This window comes from Acetobacter suratthaniensis (assembly GCF_017377745.1).
Lineage (GTDB): Bacteria > Pseudomonadota > Alphaproteobacteria > Acetobacterales > Acetobacteraceae > Acetobacter > Acetobacter suratthaniensis.
Genome location: NZ_JAFVMG010000013.1, coordinates 65,999 through 79,520, shown reverse-complemented (window position 1 = coordinate 79,520; position 13,522 = coordinate 65,999). Strand labels below are relative to the sequence as shown.

General features: G+C 57.2%; 16 protein-coding genes and 1 pseudogene. 10 read left to right on the top strand and 7 right to left on the bottom strand.

Features of this window, described 5'->3' with window-relative positions; translation table 11 throughout:
* Positions 1-2: 2 nt before the first annotated feature.
* From J2D75_RS11460 to J2D75_RS11450, 3 genes are all read right to left on the bottom strand, one after another.
* Positions 3-671, bottom strand: a complete 669-nt coding sequence (locus J2D75_RS11460; protein WP_207854949.1) for a hypothetical protein — start codon at positions 669-671, stop codon at positions 3-5.
* On the bottom strand, positions 659-1,450 hold the full coding sequence (locus J2D75_RS11455) for a hypothetical protein (protein WP_207854948.1): 792 nt from the start codon (positions 1,448-1,450) through the stop codon (positions 659-661). The genes J2D75_RS11460 and J2D75_RS11455 overlap by 13 nt, the downstream gene beginning before the upstream one ends.
* Before the next feature lie 101 nt (positions 1,451-1,551).
* Positions 1,552-2,445: a flotillin family protein gene (locus J2D75_RS11450; protein WP_207854947.1), complete on the bottom strand. Its 894-nt coding sequence runs from the start codon at positions 2,443-2,445 to the stop codon at positions 1,552-1,554.
* A gap of 335 nt (positions 2,446-2,780) precedes the next feature.
* On the opposite strand from J2D75_RS11450, the gene J2D75_RS11445 reads away from it, so the two are divergent.
* From J2D75_RS11445 to J2D75_RS11425, 5 genes are all read left to right on the top strand, one after another.
* Positions 2,781-2,999, top strand: coding sequence for a type II toxin-antitoxin system PrlF family antitoxin (locus J2D75_RS11445; RefSeq protein WP_025860471.1), 219 nt, complete (start codon positions 2,781-2,783; stop codon positions 2,997-2,999).
* Positions 2,932-3,351, top strand: coding sequence for a type II toxin-antitoxin system PemK/MazF family toxin (locus tag J2D75_RS11440; protein ID WP_207854946.1), 420 nt, complete (start codon positions 2,932-2,934; stop codon positions 3,349-3,351). Before J2D75_RS11445 ends, J2D75_RS11440 begins: the two co-directional genes overlap by 68 nt.
* An 82-nt stretch (positions 3,352-3,433) precedes the next feature.
* The gene (locus J2D75_RS11435) at positions 3,434-3,694 is read left to right on the top strand and encodes a hypothetical protein (protein WP_207854945.1); all 261 of its coding nucleotides are present in this window, start codon (positions 3,434-3,436) and stop codon (positions 3,692-3,694) included.
* Positions 3,691-6,918 (top strand): MobF family relaxase, encoded by a 3,228-nt coding sequence (mobF, locus tag J2D75_RS11430; RefSeq protein ID WP_207854944.1) that lies wholly within the window; start codon positions 3,691-3,693, stop codon positions 6,916-6,918. The genes J2D75_RS11435 and mobF overlap by 4 nt, the downstream gene beginning before the upstream one ends.
* On the top strand, positions 6,911-7,225 hold the full coding sequence (locus J2D75_RS11425; RefSeq protein ID WP_025860474.1) for a hypothetical protein: 315 nt from the start codon (positions 6,911-6,913) through the stop codon (positions 7,223-7,225). Before mobF ends, J2D75_RS11425 begins: the two co-directional genes overlap by 8 nt.
* Positions 7,226-7,552: 327 nt before the next feature.
* Here J2D75_RS11425 and J2D75_RS11420 read toward each other — a convergent pair whose 3' ends face one another.
* Entirely contained in the window at positions 7,553-7,915 is a 363-nt protein-coding gene (locus J2D75_RS11420; RefSeq protein WP_025860475.1) for a winged helix-turn-helix transcriptional regulator, read from the bottom strand.
* Positions 7,916-8,030: 115 nt separating this feature from the next.
* Here J2D75_RS11420 and J2D75_RS11415 point away from each other — a divergent pair, with 115 nt between their 5' ends.
* From J2D75_RS11415 to J2D75_RS11405, 3 genes and pseudogenes are all read left to right on the top strand, one after another.
* Positions 8,031-8,897: an NAD(P)H-binding protein gene (locus tag J2D75_RS11415; protein ID WP_035370634.1), complete on the top strand. Its 867-nt coding sequence runs from the start codon at positions 8,031-8,033 to the stop codon at positions 8,895-8,897.
* A gap of 200 nt (positions 8,898-9,097) precedes the next feature.
* Positions 9,098-9,253, top strand: a pseudogene (locus J2D75_RS11410) (transposase); the annotation flags it as partial.
* A gap of 7 nt (positions 9,254-9,260) precedes the next feature.
* The gene (locus J2D75_RS11405; RefSeq protein ID WP_051543035.1) at positions 9,261-9,539 is read left to right on the top strand and encodes a Rossmann-fold NAD(P)-binding domain-containing protein; all 279 of its coding nucleotides are present in this window, start codon (positions 9,261-9,263) and stop codon (positions 9,537-9,539) included.
* Between the two features lie 75 nt (positions 9,540-9,614).
* Here J2D75_RS11405 and J2D75_RS11400 read toward each other — a convergent pair whose 3' ends face one another.
* A complete protein-coding gene (locus J2D75_RS11400) occupies positions 9,615-10,067 on the bottom strand; it encodes an Rrf2 family transcriptional regulator (RefSeq protein ID WP_081773500.1) in 453 nt (150 codons plus the stop codon).
* 103 nt (positions 10,068-10,170) lie between these two features.
* Here J2D75_RS11400 and J2D75_RS11395 point away from each other — a divergent pair, with 103 nt between their 5' ends.
* Complete coding sequence (locus tag J2D75_RS11395) at positions 10,171-10,653, top strand: DUF2938 family protein (RefSeq protein WP_207854943.1); 483 nt, start codon at positions 10,171-10,173, stop codon at positions 10,651-10,653.
* Between the two features lie 19 nt (positions 10,654-10,672).
* On the opposite strand, the gene J2D75_RS11390 is transcribed toward J2D75_RS11395, so the two are convergent.
* On the bottom strand, positions 10,673-11,587 hold the full coding sequence (locus J2D75_RS11390) for a helix-turn-helix domain-containing protein (protein ID WP_025860478.1): 915 nt from the start codon (positions 11,585-11,587) through the stop codon (positions 10,673-10,675).
* 137 nt (positions 11,588-11,724) lie between these two features.
* Here J2D75_RS11390 and J2D75_RS11385 point away from each other — a divergent pair, with 137 nt between their 5' ends.
* Positions 11,725-12,483 (top strand): SDR family NAD(P)-dependent oxidoreductase, encoded by a 759-nt coding sequence (locus J2D75_RS11385; protein ID WP_207854942.1) that lies wholly within the window; start codon positions 11,725-11,727, stop codon positions 12,481-12,483.
* Positions 12,484-12,541: 58 nt separating this feature from the next.
* Here the strand turns inward: J2D75_RS11385 and J2D75_RS11380 are convergent, their stop codons facing one another.
* Positions 12,542-13,435, bottom strand: a complete 894-nt coding sequence (locus tag J2D75_RS11380; protein WP_207854941.1) for a LysR family transcriptional regulator — start codon at positions 13,433-13,435, stop codon at positions 12,542-12,544.
* Positions 13,436-13,522 lie beyond the last annotated feature (87 nt).

The window sequence follows — 13,522 nt, the reverse complement described above, 5'->3', positions numbered from 1 at the left end:
CGCTAGTTCTGGTTCCGGTCAGGGACACGCAGGGGTGTCAGATCACACCATGCCTGCCCGTTTTCCGCCACGTAACTATGCCCCTCACAGTAGCGCCCGCGTTCAAGCGTATGCGACACCAGCGCATAATGTGCGACTAACCCCCCACAGAAAAACAGGGCACCGGCCAGTGCCAGCCGTGAGATCGCTTTCCAGCGTGTCGCCAGATAGAAACCCTGTTCATGGTGGGGCATCTGCTGTTTGAGCCGGTCGTACAGTTCCGTTTTCAGCCCGCCCATGATCGAGGCGATCATGTTGTCGATCGTGACCTGCTGGTGCTGTTTGAGACGTTCCTCTTCCATTTTGACGCGGAGTTCTGCGGACGAGTTGATCGCCCGCACAGTTTCGACCCCGGTCGCCAGGTCTTCGCGCAGGGTGCTAAGCTCCTTATCTGCGCTGGCGAGCACGATCTTCAGCTGCCTTTCCAGATCCTCCGTTCTGACGGCGCTTGCCTCTGCGACAGCCGCAAGGGCGTCCATGCTGCTGCGCAGGGCAATGATCCAGCGGCCGAGCGGGCTGAATTCGTCAATGCCTTCAAGCCGTGCAACACGTTCCAGTTCGCGCCCGGCTTCCCGCAGGAGTGCTTCATGCCGGGGCTCTCCGTTTTCGGGAGAGGCGGTTACGGCAGCCATGTGTCGATCCCTTCGGCCATAATGTTGGTCTGAATTTTTTCCAGCCAGTGACCGACCTGCCAGCGGCGCATCGGATCGAGGGGCTTACCTGACAGACCTGCTTTGCCAGCCGCAGCATCATGAAACGACAGGCCGCTGCTAATGACCTCGGCCATGCATGTCAGTTTGGGAATGCGGAGAAAGGCAACATCCATATCGGAAGCGCCTGTTAGACGCGAATCAAGGTAGATTGGCTTGAATACCGTATCGGGCTTATGGCCCGCTGGCACGGTCCATTCATTTAGAACAATGACCCCATGCTTTGGCTTGAAAAGACCCGAACCCCAGAGCTTGAGCAGGTAGTCAATATCACCGGGCTGCGGGCCGCACATAAACAGGCCGGTTATGGGCAGCCCCATCGCGTCCGCGGCATCCACAAGACTGTCTTCGGATGCCCATTCTTCCAGCGTCCTGTCGCCACCGCCAATATCGACAGCGAGAGACGACTTACGCAAAAGAGCCTCGCTGAATGCGTCTGTGTACCAGCGTTTCAGCTCGCCGCTTTCTTCACTCTCAGGACGTGGAAGACCATGCTTGTCGTAAAGGGCCTTGAAGAGCGAAATGCCGGGGTTGCGCACATCGCCATCCGCCAGGACCAGTGGCCGCCCGGCCTGAAGCGCAATTTCACTGAGAACCATCAGCGCACAGGTACCGCCAAGATTGCCCCGCCCCGCTTTGATGAGCGCCCTCGGTTTCTCGGAGGCGGTTGGAGCTGAAGTAGGCGTAGATTTCTGAGTCATAAAATATCCTCACAGTGATTCGAGGCCGCCGGTTAGCGGCCTCTCTCTCATTGTGAGGCATTTGGTTGTGACGCCTCGCACACGGCTCCCGTGCTGTGTGACTATCCCCGGTATGATGGGCCGAGGCACGTTGCAAGCCACGGGCCCATGGCTTTCAGCGCTGGCGGGCGTTCAGCAGGCGGAATAGCTTTGATCATGGTCATGCAGTCCATCATCCACTGCCGTTCGTTGTCATAGAAGGAACGACGCGGCATCCCCGGAAGCTGTTTGAAGTCATACATCCCCTTGTCGTCCAGACCGGGGGCGTCAAGGGGCATGAGGGCTTCAAGCGGCAGGTCTTCGGGCATTCCGGCGGGTCTGGGGCCCACATAGGGCGGCGGCAAGGGAATGTCGCGATCCCGGCCATAGCGTGGTGCCTGCGTGCGCATGCGCACGACCCGCGCGACTTCACCAATCCGCACCCGTGCCGCCTGTTGGGGGACGTTTTCCTGTCTGTCCACGTCCGTGCTGGGTGGCAGCTCGTCGCGTGCGGCACGCGCGATGGTCTGGGCTTCTGCCTGCGCCTGAACGCGCCGCGCGACATCCCGTTCCACCTGCTCCATCTTGTCGCGTAGGGCGGCCTGCTCGGCGGATTCCGCCTCGCGGCGCTGGCGGATTTCCGCCTGAATGGCCGCTTTTTCGCTCTCGCGTTCCGCTTCGAGACGCAGGGCTTCGGCCTGTCGCTCCGCAGCGCGTGCCTTGCGTCGCTCAAGCCATTTCCCGACCCGGTACCATGTCAGCTGGGCGCAGCGGATCGTGGGCGTCTGGCCCTTGCCGTTCAGCAGCCCGACCGAAGCAAACCAGTCGCACAGCGCACGCCAGTTGATCCGACGGCCTTCCTGATGCGCCAGCAACGCCTCGCGATGCCGCTCCATCCATGCTCGCACAGACGCGACGCCAGCAGCACCATCAAGCGCCTCCAGTGCCCCCTCTATCCCGATGCTTGTTGCCGACATTTTACCCGTTCCCTGTCCTCTGCGCTCATCTAAGGCCGCGCCAGCACCCTATAACATGCCTTCATTTCCACCTCAATAACGCATCAGCTTTGCTCGCGCACTACATCATGACTACTTCACTTCATCATCACCAAAAAGATTTCTCCATATACAAATGCAAACGTTCCGTTTGCCGCGCCTGCGGCGCGTCAGCCTATCGGTTAAAGAGCAGTCGCTGATCGGGCTGAAGGCGTGTCGCGGGCCTTTGCACCCTGATGGAGTTGTATGGGGCGGATGGATGTCGTGCTGGCGACAGAATGCTTGCGGAGCGTAAGGGAATTCCTTACATTGCGGGCATGATCAGAAGCCGCCTCACAAGCAAGTCGCAGACGACCATTCCGCAGTCTGTCCGTAAGGCATTGGGCCTGCAGCCCGGTGACGAGATTGGTTATGTCGTAGAGAACGGGCAGGTCGTCCTGACCCGGGTTTCGGCGACACCGGAGCAGGATGATCCCTTCGCGACATTCAGCGAATGGAACTCTGTCGCGGATCAGCAGGCCTATGCCGGGCTTTGAGGTCTGGGACCTGATCAAGGTTCCGTTCCCCTATACAAACCGTCCTGTCCGTCAGCATCGGCCAGCCCTTGTCGTACGGGTGGTGCAGTCTGCCGGGGCGCCCGATCTGCTCTGGGTGCTGATGGTCACGTCGTCCGCCCACAGGCGGTGGGCGCTTGATATCGACATCACCGATTTCAGGGCGGCCGGTCTTCCCTCTCCGTCGATGGTTCGCACGGCGAAAATCGCGACGATCGAAGCCGCCGATGCCCAGAGGATTGGCACTCTACCAGCCGCATATCGGGAGGCGGTCATGCAGGTCGTGGCGGTGTTGTCGTCGGCATTGCGCGACGGCTGCCCGTCCGGGCACTAGCGCGCGCCGGTCAGGCAGCGCGAACAGGCGTCACAACCATCTGTGCGAGTCTGTTCTCCGTTTAACCACGGAGAGAAGACAGATGTCCGAGATGGCGCAGATGCGCGACACGCAGCAGGCACACACGAAAATTCTGATGCTTCTGCAGACGCAGGCGGAGCAGACGACAAAGGGTATCACCACGATCATCGGGCTCCTGACGCCCCCTGACGACGATGAGGGCAACCGGCTAGCCAAAGCGCTGGAGGCGCTGGCGGAGACGATTGCTCTCCAGACACAGGCCACGGTTGAGATGCAATCCGTGGTTCAGGCGCTGGTTGCCAAAATGGACGCCACGCCATGATGACGTTCCGCAAACTCTCCGCCGATGGGGCGGGGAAGCTCATCATGGCTTATCTGCGTGAGCATCAGATGGATGCAGCGCCGGGAGCAGAGGTGTCGCCGGATAGCGGCCAGGAGAAGGGCGGACGCCTTAACAACTACTATACCGGCCGCGAAGGGCGTGGCGACTGGGGGCCTGGCATTGGCCCGCTCGCAGCCCGCGCCCTGGGCATTGATCTGACGGCCCCGCCGTCTGATGAGGCCCTCTGTAACCTGTTTGAAGCCAAGCGGGCCGATACCGGCGAGGAGTGGCACGACATTGAGGGCGACAAGACGGCCAGACAGGCGGGCCGAAAGGCGGGTGGCCGCAAGCGCTCGATCTCGGGGTTCGACTTCACGGCGTCGCCGGACAAGTCTGTGACACTTGCGGCCGAGTTCGCGTCCACGAAGGCCGAGCAGGCGCTGATCTGGCACGCCATCCATACGGCGAATGATCGGGCACTCAGGCTCATAGCGGCGGAACTGGGTTGGGCGCGGCGGATGGTGAATGGCGTGCATGTCGAGGAGCAGGGCGAGGTCGGTTGGGTATCCTTCCGACATTACGCAGCCCGACCCGCCATGCAGATTCAGGATGGCGCGTCAGGCCCGACGGCGTCGGTCGAAATTCCTGTGCCGGGTGATCCGCAGGCCCATATCCACAACATCCTGCTGAACATGGTGGCCACAGCGGACGGGCATGTCGGCTCTCTGGATTCAGCCCGGATCACGAAGACGATGCCCCATATCTTCGGGGCGTATTTTCAGGCACAGCTTGCGCAGCTGCTCCGCGAACTGGGGATCAAGGTCAGCATGGATGCCCGAGGCCGGGCGATTGTCATTGACGACATTCCCAAGGAGGTCTGCGAGGCATTCTCCAAGCGGAGCAAGCAGGCCGAAAAGCAGGCCAAGGCGTTTGTCGCACGACAGGGTGGCGACTGGAAGACGATGTCGGCCGACCAGAAATTCAAGGTTCTGCATCAGGCCAATCTGGCCTACAGGGCGAAGAAATATACCGGCAGCAACGACCGCGAGATCTGGCGGGAGCAGGCTGAAGAACTGGGCTGGAAGCACACGACCGCGCTGACGGATACGGTGTATGCGACGAAGACCGATGCTGAGCGGTTTGAGGAAGCCTACGCGATTGCAGCCCGGCTGGTTGCGGAAGACTTCAAGAGCAATGCGGTTCTCGATCTGGACGTGCTCAGGATGCACGCTGCTCACGGCCTGATTGCGGCGGGGATCCAAGAGGCTGGCGACATGGATCATGTCCGAGACATGATTCTGCAGCGGGGCGTTGTGCTGGAAGGGGAACAGACCGCGCTTGTGGTGGAAACGCTGCATGGGCGTGAACTCGTGACCTCCAAGTTCCAGATCAGCGTTGAAAAAGAGTTCTCCGAACTGGTGGCGCTGGCGGCCCGCGATGCGGACGGGGCGTTGTCGCGCGAGGCCCTGCAAAAGGCGATTGAGGCGTCTGGTCTGGATTTTGACCGCGAGCCGGATCACGGCCGCGCCCAGCTTGCGGCCATTTATGGCCTTGGGCTTGCGGGGCGACTTGGGTTTCTGACTGGAGCGGCGGGGGCTGGGAAGACGGCGCTCCTATCGCCTCTGGTCACGGCCTGGAAGGAGGAAGGGCGACAGGTTATCGGTACGGCCATGGCATGGCGACAGGCGGATGCGCTCAAGGATGCCGGAGTGGAGCGTACGGTCGCACTGTCCCCTCTTTTGCGCGAGATTGAGGCGGGTCGATTGGCGATTGCGCCTAACTCGGTTCTCATCATTGACGAGGGAAGCCAGATCGCACCGATCCAGATGCTCAAGCTCCTGCGGCTGCAAAAGGAGGTTGGCTTTTCCATGAGAATCATCGCGGACCGTGAGCAAGCGCAGGCCATCGAAGCGGGCGACAGCGTGGAACTGATGATGCGTTCGGTGCCTGCGGGTGTGCGGTTTGAGCTGTTGAGCACGATCCGTCAGAAAACCGAGCGCGGCCGGATGATCGCGGGTCTGTTTCGTGGAACGGGCCGCGACATGACGAAATCGGAGGAAGAGCAGAACGCCGAGGACGCGCAACGTGCCCGTAAGGCGATAGACCTCAAGCGGGCCGATGGGACATTCAGCCTGGTCGGGGGCGACCACGCGCAGGTTGTCGCACAGATTGCGGAGTTCTACCTCAAGCGCCGCGACATGCTCCGTGCGGCCGGGAGCAAGCGCGGCATTACGATGTCCGCTCCCACGAATGAGGACGTCATGGCGCTCAGCATGGCCGTGCGTGAGCGGCTGCGTGAACGCGGCGAGCTCGGGAAAGAGGAGATCGTTCGTGCGGCTATCGATCAACGGGGTGAGATCTATGACCTGCCGATTGCGGTTGGTGACCGGCTGAGGCTTTTCAGCAAGGTGCGGTGTCGCGCCCAGCGCAGCTACGGGTCACGATGGCTGGAACTGGGATCGAATGGTGATTTTGTCGATGTGCTGGGCTGGACGGAGAAGGGCCTGATCCTCAGGAACCGCGCTGGCACAGAGGGCATGGTACCGTGGGACTCTCTGGCGGATCGGCAGACGGGCCGCATTGCGCTGGGCTTTGGACATGCGATGACGATTGACGCTGCACAGGGGGCGACATCAGACGAGCATATCAATGCGCTGCCACGGGGGAGTTCGTCGATGACGGGATTTACGGCCTATGTCGCGGAAAGTCGGCATGTCCACGCGTCATGGACAATGGTGGGAGAAGCATGTGTACGGGAAGCGGAGACGTTTTCCCGACCGCTGGGCGACAAGACGCCTGTGACGTATGAGGATCTGCTGAACCGTGTCGCGGGTGACATGGGTAAGCATCCTTACAAGTCTGTCGCCATTGACCTGACGGGCGAGGAAATGAAGATCCGGCAGGGCCAGATCGAGTGGATCCGTCGTGAGCGGGACCGGGAAGAGATTGAGGAGGATGAGCTACAGCCAGGGGAACGCGCACGCAGCCGGGCGACATCGGTGTTGCTGCGCAAAATCCCCACTGAGCGATGGGACGATCTGGGCCGGAATCTCCGGCGTCAGGCGCTGATCGCGCAGGATGCGGCGGAGCGGGCCAACAGGCTTGTCGCGCAGAGGGGCGCTGAAAAGGATCTGTTTCAGGGCAGGGCACAGACGTCGACGCCAAACAGGTCTACAGGCCGTGTGGTGAGGCCTTCAAATGATATGGGAGTTGGTCATGAGTAACCCGCTGGTGGAAGAAATCGTCGCACGGGCGCTGCCCCTCATTCATGTGGAACGGGAGGCGGAGCAGCTGGACACTCAGGAGGCTTATGAAGCGTTCCGGGTCAGGCATGCCGAATTGAGCCGTCAGGTCATCAATCAGCTGCGGGCCTGCGGATGGATGCGTGATGACGCGACTACAGAGGACATGCGCGAGATCTACTACGCTGTTCTGCGACACCCGGCACTGGAAGGCTCCGCGTCAGACCGGGCTGTTGCCGGGAGGCTGTTGAATGAGGCATGGAAAGGGGTACATGGCTGGGTTGGGTAAGAGCTGGAAAAGCCGACAATTGTTTGTCGGCTTTTGCCTTCATCCTCGACATACAAGGCGCCATAAAGAATTTCCAAAACCGGAAATATGCTCGTGGCAAGTCCGACATACTCGCGTATGCCATCCCCGCTGTTCCTGTCTGCCAGCTAATTTCCGTTCATGTGCCTGACGATGCTGCGCATATTGGTAATTATACTGCAGCAGAATGAACCGTCATCTTGGGATAAACAGTTGGGCGAGTGCATGGTGAAGTGGCGCTACTTGATGGAATGATGCCCCGCATGCCCCGCTGATTGACGGGGCGCTTCATCACACCTCAACGCCAGTTCAGTCCTGCGCGGCACGACGATCAAATGCGGCGCGGGCCTGTTCAAGGGCGGGCCGGTTCTCGCGTGCCCAACTTGCTAGGGCTGCCAGAGGTTCTGTCAGGCTTTGCCCCAATGGGGTCAGACAGTACTCAACCTTCGGCGGGACGGTAGCATAGGCTTTGCGAGCCACCAGTCCATCGCGTTCGAGCCCGCGCAGGGTGATGGTCAGCATCCGGTGCGAGATGCCGGGGATGCGGTTCTTCAACGCATTGAAACGATGGGTGCCTTCTGAGAGATGGCCACAGACCATGACCGTCCACTTGTCGCCAATGCGTGCAATCACCTCTGCTAGGCCGCGACATTCAGCTTCTACATTTTCCATTGCTACTCCTTGGGGCGACAGGAACCTGGGTGTTCTTGACGCATGAATTCATGCGTACTTGTTAGCCACTAGGAACAAATTTAACCTAAAGAACCATAAATAACCATGGAATCTGATGATGAAAATAGGTGTGAGCGGTGCCAGCGGTCAGCTCGGTAACGCAGTTGTTCAGGCGTTGGCGGAAACGGTTGCGGCCGAAAATATGGTGGCGATTTCGCGCACCCCCAAGACCGATCGAACCTACTCAGGTCGCTTGGGCGACTACAACCAATCCGAGACATTGGTGGCGGCCTATCAGGGCTTGGATCGCCTGCTGTTGATTCCAGGGGCTGATCTGCGGCCGGGGATTCGTTCGCGCCAGATGTTGGCAGCCGTGGATGCCGCTGCACAGGCCCAGGTCGGTCACGTCTTCCTGTTGTCGGCAACCGGGACGCAGCGTGAGGGGGAGTCCGCCGTTGGCGCGGCGTATTGGCACAGTGAGCAGGCGTTGATTAAGAGCGCGATCCCCGCATGGACGATACTGCGTATGAGCTATTTTTCCGAGACGCTGGTCGAAGAGGTGCGGATGTCTTTAACGGCAGGCGGGCTTGCGGCGCTTGATGATAGCCGCGTCAGTTTCGTTTCGCGCGGCGACGTGGCCAAAGCTGCCGCCGCCGCATTGACCAGCGAGGGCCACGAGGGCGCCATATATCAGCTGACAGGCCCTGAAACCCTGCGCGGTAAAGCGGTGTGCAGGCTGGTCGCGCAGCACATTCATCGGCCGTTTGCCTTGAACGTGATGCCCCCCGAGGTATTGCGAGCCGGGTTGCTCAAAACGGGTCTGCCTGAGTTTGTTGCCGATGCCGTGGTATCGATGAAGACGCGGCAGGCACGTGGCGCCTACGACATCGTCAGCGGTGACATTGTGCGTTTGACCGGAGGCACGCCATGTTCCCTGGCCGAGATTCTGGCGAGTACCGCCGGAGGACTGGGGCAGTCGTAGCCCCGCACTTGCTGGGTGCTTTGCTGCGCCAGTCGACGAAGGCCCCGCACCACCGGTGCAAGCCTAACGCGGTGCACTCAAGCGCGATACGAGGGTTTATATCGCTTGGGCGGGCGTGCCAGCCTTAGGCTCAGGACCTGTTAATTCATTGAATTGAGCGAGACGTTGTGATTCACTGGCTTACCGACGGCGGTGATGCTGTGAGTGACATGTCTTTGCTGTCTGAGAGCCAGATGGAACGGATTGAGCCGTTTTTTTCTCTGGCGCATAGAGTGCCATGCGTGGATGACCGGCGTGTTCTGAGCGGGATAGTTTATGTGATCCGCAACGGTCTTCAGTGGAAAGACGCCCCGAAAGCATGAGGTGGTTTACGTTGCCGGGGATACGTTTTCCTACGCTCAACTCGCCGAAAAGATGGAGCACTATCTTGGCCGCCCTGTCATTCGGGAACTGTGGGATATGGATAGGCTACGCGCAGAAGTCGCCGCACACCCTGATGACGGAATACGGAAATATCGTCTTGCGTTCGCACGCGATACTGGCGTGGCATGGGACAAGAAACAGACTTTCAACGCTTTACAGGGCATTGAAGTAACCGACGTCATGACCTGGCTAAAACGCCAGCAACGTCATGTAGCTTAAACCACTCACTGTTTGCGACATCTGAATTCCGGGAGACACAAGCTCTGCATCAATGCTAGCCATTCGCCCCTTGGTTTACTTGCAGAGCGTGGCCGGAGCATGCCGTTCTGCTAGCCTCTGATGGAAGTCAGCATGAAGTGCTGCAAGTGTAATCTGGCCAAAACGCGCGAGAAGTTGGGCCTTAACATCGGCCAGGACGCCACTCATGGCGTGGTTAACGGCTTCTTCGACAAGGCACTCAGTCTCCACACTCCGGTTCCCTATGGCGAATAATCTTGGGGCATCAAGAGCCTCATAAATATCCCGCAGCGTTACCTGATCCAACTGGCATGAAAGCGTCCACCCGCCGCCATGTCCTTTTTCGGAGTGTACATATCCATGCTCACGCAGACCGCCCATAAGACGTCGCACAACCACGGGGTTAGTGTTAAGGGCGCGAGCCAGGGCTTCTGACGTCATGGGGCCACCTGCTTCTGCCATGTGCAGGAGTACGTGGAGCACACAGGATAATCTGTTATCTTGTCTCATGTAACTTCATGTGTTGCTAGAGTGCGGTTTCGTGAGTATATCATGAAACTCGAAAAGTGACATGAAAGTGTGTGCGAACACTCTTACTTCGAGGACATGCTGTATGAATTTGCTCGAAATTCTGACCGTCGGCGTCGTGGCGACTGCTGTATCCGATATCTGGCAACAAGCCCAGAAACCATTGACTGGAATTCCTGCAGCCAACTGGCCCGTCACGGGGCGCTGGGTCATAGGGTGGCGCGACGGCAGAATCTATGACCCAATGATTGGAAAAAGACCCTCTCTGAAAGGAGAAGCACCTGTTGGCTGGGCATTTCATTATCTGATTGGTGCTGCTTATGCCGCACTGTACCTCAGTGTTGTGGTGGTTATAGCAAAGACAGTCCCCACATTGTTAAATGGTTTGCTCTTCGGACTTGTTACCCTTTTAGCCCCTTTTCTGTTTATGAAACCTGCTCTGGGCGGCGGTTTTTTTGGGCTTAGGGCTCCCAATCCTGGAAAAGGACTATTTCTCAGTATCAGCGCTCATGCGGTCTTCGGAATTGGACTGTATTTAGGTGAACTTTTTTACCAAGGTCTTTTCTGAAACCTTATTCATAGAGTGATTACAGTTTTCTATAATTACGAGGACTGACACCTGTCACTCTGCGGAAGACCTGAGCAAAGTGACTTGGATTGTTGTATCCGATCTCCAAGGCAATCTCGATAATGGAAAGATTGGTCTTACGAAGCATTTTTGATGCTTTCTGGACGCGGCGCTGCATGAACCAACCAGAGGGGGGTTGTCCCGTGGTTGTACGGAATGAGCGACTGAAGTGAAAACGGCTCATGCCACACAAAGCAGCGAGACAATCCAAATCAAATGGTTCAGCCAGATGTGCTTCCATATGATCAAGAACTTTACGCAGTTTCCATGTGGGCAAGAGAGTGGATCGTAGCTTTATCTTAGCCTTGGTATCAGCATACTGTCTTAAAAGATGAACTGTCAGACTTTCCAGAAGGCCATTTACAAATAAGGGATTTGCAATAACGGAAGATTGCATTTCAGCTATCAGACCACTCAAAATTCCTGATATGAAAGCATCTTCCCCGCCCGAAACATCCCACATTCGAATACGGGATGAATTCAGATTTAATGACATGGCAGCTCGATCGACAAGCTCAAGTCCAAGATAGAGATGCAACACCTCAAAACAAGTGTCTTCCTTGCCCTGCCAACGCATCAGATAGGGTGTGTCCGTCTGCGTGAGGTAAAATGTTCCTGCTCTTGCCTTGCTCTGCTGCCAAGTCCCTGCCAGTTCACGCTCTTCGACATTTGCTTCTCCGCGGATAACCCAAACAAGCAGGGGTTCTGCGACGGCAGGTACAAGAATTTCGTCTTTTTGTACCGGGCGAGTGAATATCTGGACGTCAACATCCTTCCAGACATCCCCTTTACTTTGCGCGACTTTCTTCCCGGGGAGACGTTGCTCCAGTGTCAAACTGGCAGCACGCCGAGAAGGAAGGCAGGACAAAACCATCTGCTACACTCTCTCAATTCTTTGCGCGACTATCTATAGCGCAAAATTACAATAGTTTCAGCAAGAAGCCATGCGAGATATCTTCTGGCATAATTTACACCTCCTTCGACAATTAAGGCCGATTGAAGGCTCGTCGTGTGGAGAAGATTGTGAATATTGCAGGAAAAATTGCTCTGGTGACCGGAGCATCCAGTGGCATTGGTGCGGCAACAGCGCGCCAACTTGCAGCAGAAGGAATGACAGTTGGCCTGGCGGCACGTCGTCATGATCGCCTGGAGACGCTTGTTAGTGAAATTACCAAGGCTGGCGGTCGAGCCATTCCTCTGGTGACGGACGTTACTGATCTTGTCTCGTGTCAAGAAGCGGCAAAGAGCTTGATCGCCCAATTTGGAAGGATTGATGTTCTGGTCAACAATGCGGGCCTGATGCCCCTATCCAGCGTTGACAGCCTGAAAGTGGACGAATGGCAGCAGATGGTGGACGTCAATATATCTGGTGTTCTTAATGCAACGGCAGCCGTTCTTCCGCAGATGATCGCACAGCATGCGGGCCATATTTTCAACATGTCCTCGATTGCAGGCCGGAAAGTCTTTACGGGTCTCGCCGTTTACTGCGCCACCAAGGCTGCGGTAACAGCGTTTTCAGACGGCCTCAGAATGGAGATCGGACCAAAGCATAATATCCGCGTTACCTGCATTCAGCCGGGAGCCGTAAAATCAGAGCTTTATGACCACATTACAGATGCTGATTACCGCAAACAGATGGATGATCTTGCAGCGTCCATGACCTTTCTCGAAGGCGAGGACATAGCAGACAGTATTCTTTTTGCTCTGAAATCACCTGTACGTATGGATGTTGCAGAATTGTTTGTTCTTCCGACTGAACAGGGATGGTGAACAGAAACTGATCGCCAACTGAGCTTAGGAGGCAGGCACCCTACCGTCGAAAAGAGGCTTAAGGCTGGAAAGCCTCTTGAAGCTCGGTCACAAAGACCCGCAGCTTTGGTGTCATAACAGGACCTGCGTTATAGAGCAGGTGCATGGGTCTGTCCGGAACTGTCCACCTCGGCATAAGCCGGACAAGCCGTTTGCTTTTAATATCTGTAAGCAGGGCCTGCTCGTAACCCAGCAGAATGCCATCGCCAGCGAGTGCTGCAGAATGCAGAACACTTGAATCATTACTGATTATCCGCCCGGAGACGGTGACTGGCCGCGTAACGCTGCCTTGAGAAAAGTGCCAGGTCGTTACAGGACCGCCGGAATTTTCATACACGAGACACTCGTGGCGCATCAGATCTTCGGGCTGCCCTGGAAAACCGTGTTTTTCCAGATAGGTTTGAGCTGCGCAGATGACCCGACGATAGGCCGTCAAAGGACGACTGACCACTGTAAGGTCCGTCTCAAGTTCACCAATTCGGATCACAGCCTCATGACCGTCCATTGTGGGGTGAATCAGTTGGTCTGTCAGTGACAAATGGACTTGAATTTCTGGGTATCTTTTTTGAAAATTACGAACAAATGGCAGGAATACTGTTCGCCCGAAAGTGACGGGTACACTGACAGATAATGTGCCGCGGGGTGTGCCAAGCGTATTGGCTGCCAGACTGTCAGCTCGTTCAGCAGCCTGCAGAACAAGCCGACATTGCTCGCAATAGAGGCGTCCTGTTTCAGTCAGACTTTGCCGACGTGTCGTTCGATGCAACAGGCGAGCACCAAGGTGATGCTCCAGAGCCTCTATATGCTTGGCGACCATCTGCGGCGACAAAGTCAGATACTGGGAGGCCGCAGCAAAGGACCCTAATTCCACGACCTTGATAAAAATCTTCATGCTGGTTAACCGGTCAAGCATTCATCATCCTCAGTTGTGACTGATGTATCATATCGACAATTTATTCAGCGAAAAAGATGAATATGCTGAAAGCTTCGAGTGATTGGC

Excerpts from the sequence above, each read along its gene's own strand:
- J2D75_RS11435 (WP_207854945.1), top strand. The coding sequence starts at position 3,434 with ATGTCCGAGATGGCGCAGATGCGCGACACGCAGCAGGCACACACGAAA.
- J2D75_RS11440 (WP_207854946.1), top strand. The coding sequence starts at position 2,932 with ATGATCCCTTCGCGACATTCAGCGAATGGAACTCTGTCGCGGATCAGC.
- J2D75_RS11450 (WP_207854947.1), bottom strand. The coding sequence starts at position 2,445 with ATGTCGGCAACAAGCATCGGGATAGAGGGGGCACTGGAGGCGCTTGAT.
- J2D75_RS11390 (WP_025860478.1), bottom strand. The coding sequence starts at position 11,587 with ATGGTTTTGTCCTGCCTTCCTTCTCGGCGTGCTGCCAGTTTGACACTG.
- J2D75_RS11400 (WP_081773500.1), bottom strand. The coding sequence starts at position 10,067 with ATGAGACAAGATAACAGATTATCCTGTGTGCTCCACGTACTCCTGCAC.
- J2D75_RS11445 (WP_025860471.1), top strand. The coding sequence starts at position 2,781 with ATGATCAGAAGCCGCCTCACAAGCAAGTCGCAGACGACCATTCCGCAG.
- J2D75_RS11455 (WP_207854948.1), bottom strand. The coding sequence starts at position 1,450 with ATGACTCAGAAATCTACGCCTACTTCAGCTCCAACCGCCTCCGAGAAA.
- J2D75_RS11420 (WP_025860475.1), bottom strand. The coding sequence starts at position 7,915 with ATGGAAAATGTAGAAGCTGAATGTCGCGGCCTAGCAGAGGTGATTGCA.
- J2D75_RS11425 (WP_025860474.1), top strand. The coding sequence starts at position 6,911 with ATGAGTAACCCGCTGGTGGAAGAAATCGTCGCACGGGCGCTGCCCCTC.
- J2D75_RS11395 (WP_207854943.1), top strand. The coding sequence starts at position 10,171 with ATGAATTTGCTCGAAATTCTGACCGTCGGCGTCGTGGCGACTGCTGTA.
- J2D75_RS11460 (WP_207854949.1), bottom strand. The coding sequence starts at position 671 with ATGGCTGCCGTAACCGCCTCTCCCGAAAACGGAGAGCCCCGGCATGAA.
- J2D75_RS11380 (WP_207854941.1), bottom strand. The coding sequence starts at position 13,435 with ATGCTTGACCGGTTAACCAGCATGAAGATTTTTATCAAGGTCGTGGAA.
- J2D75_RS11415 (WP_035370634.1), top strand. The coding sequence starts at position 8,031 with ATGATGAAAATAGGTGTGAGCGGTGCCAGCGGTCAGCTCGGTAACGCA.
- mobF (WP_207854944.1), top strand. The coding sequence starts at position 3,691 with ATGATGACGTTCCGCAAACTCTCCGCCGATGGGGCGGGGAAGCTCATC.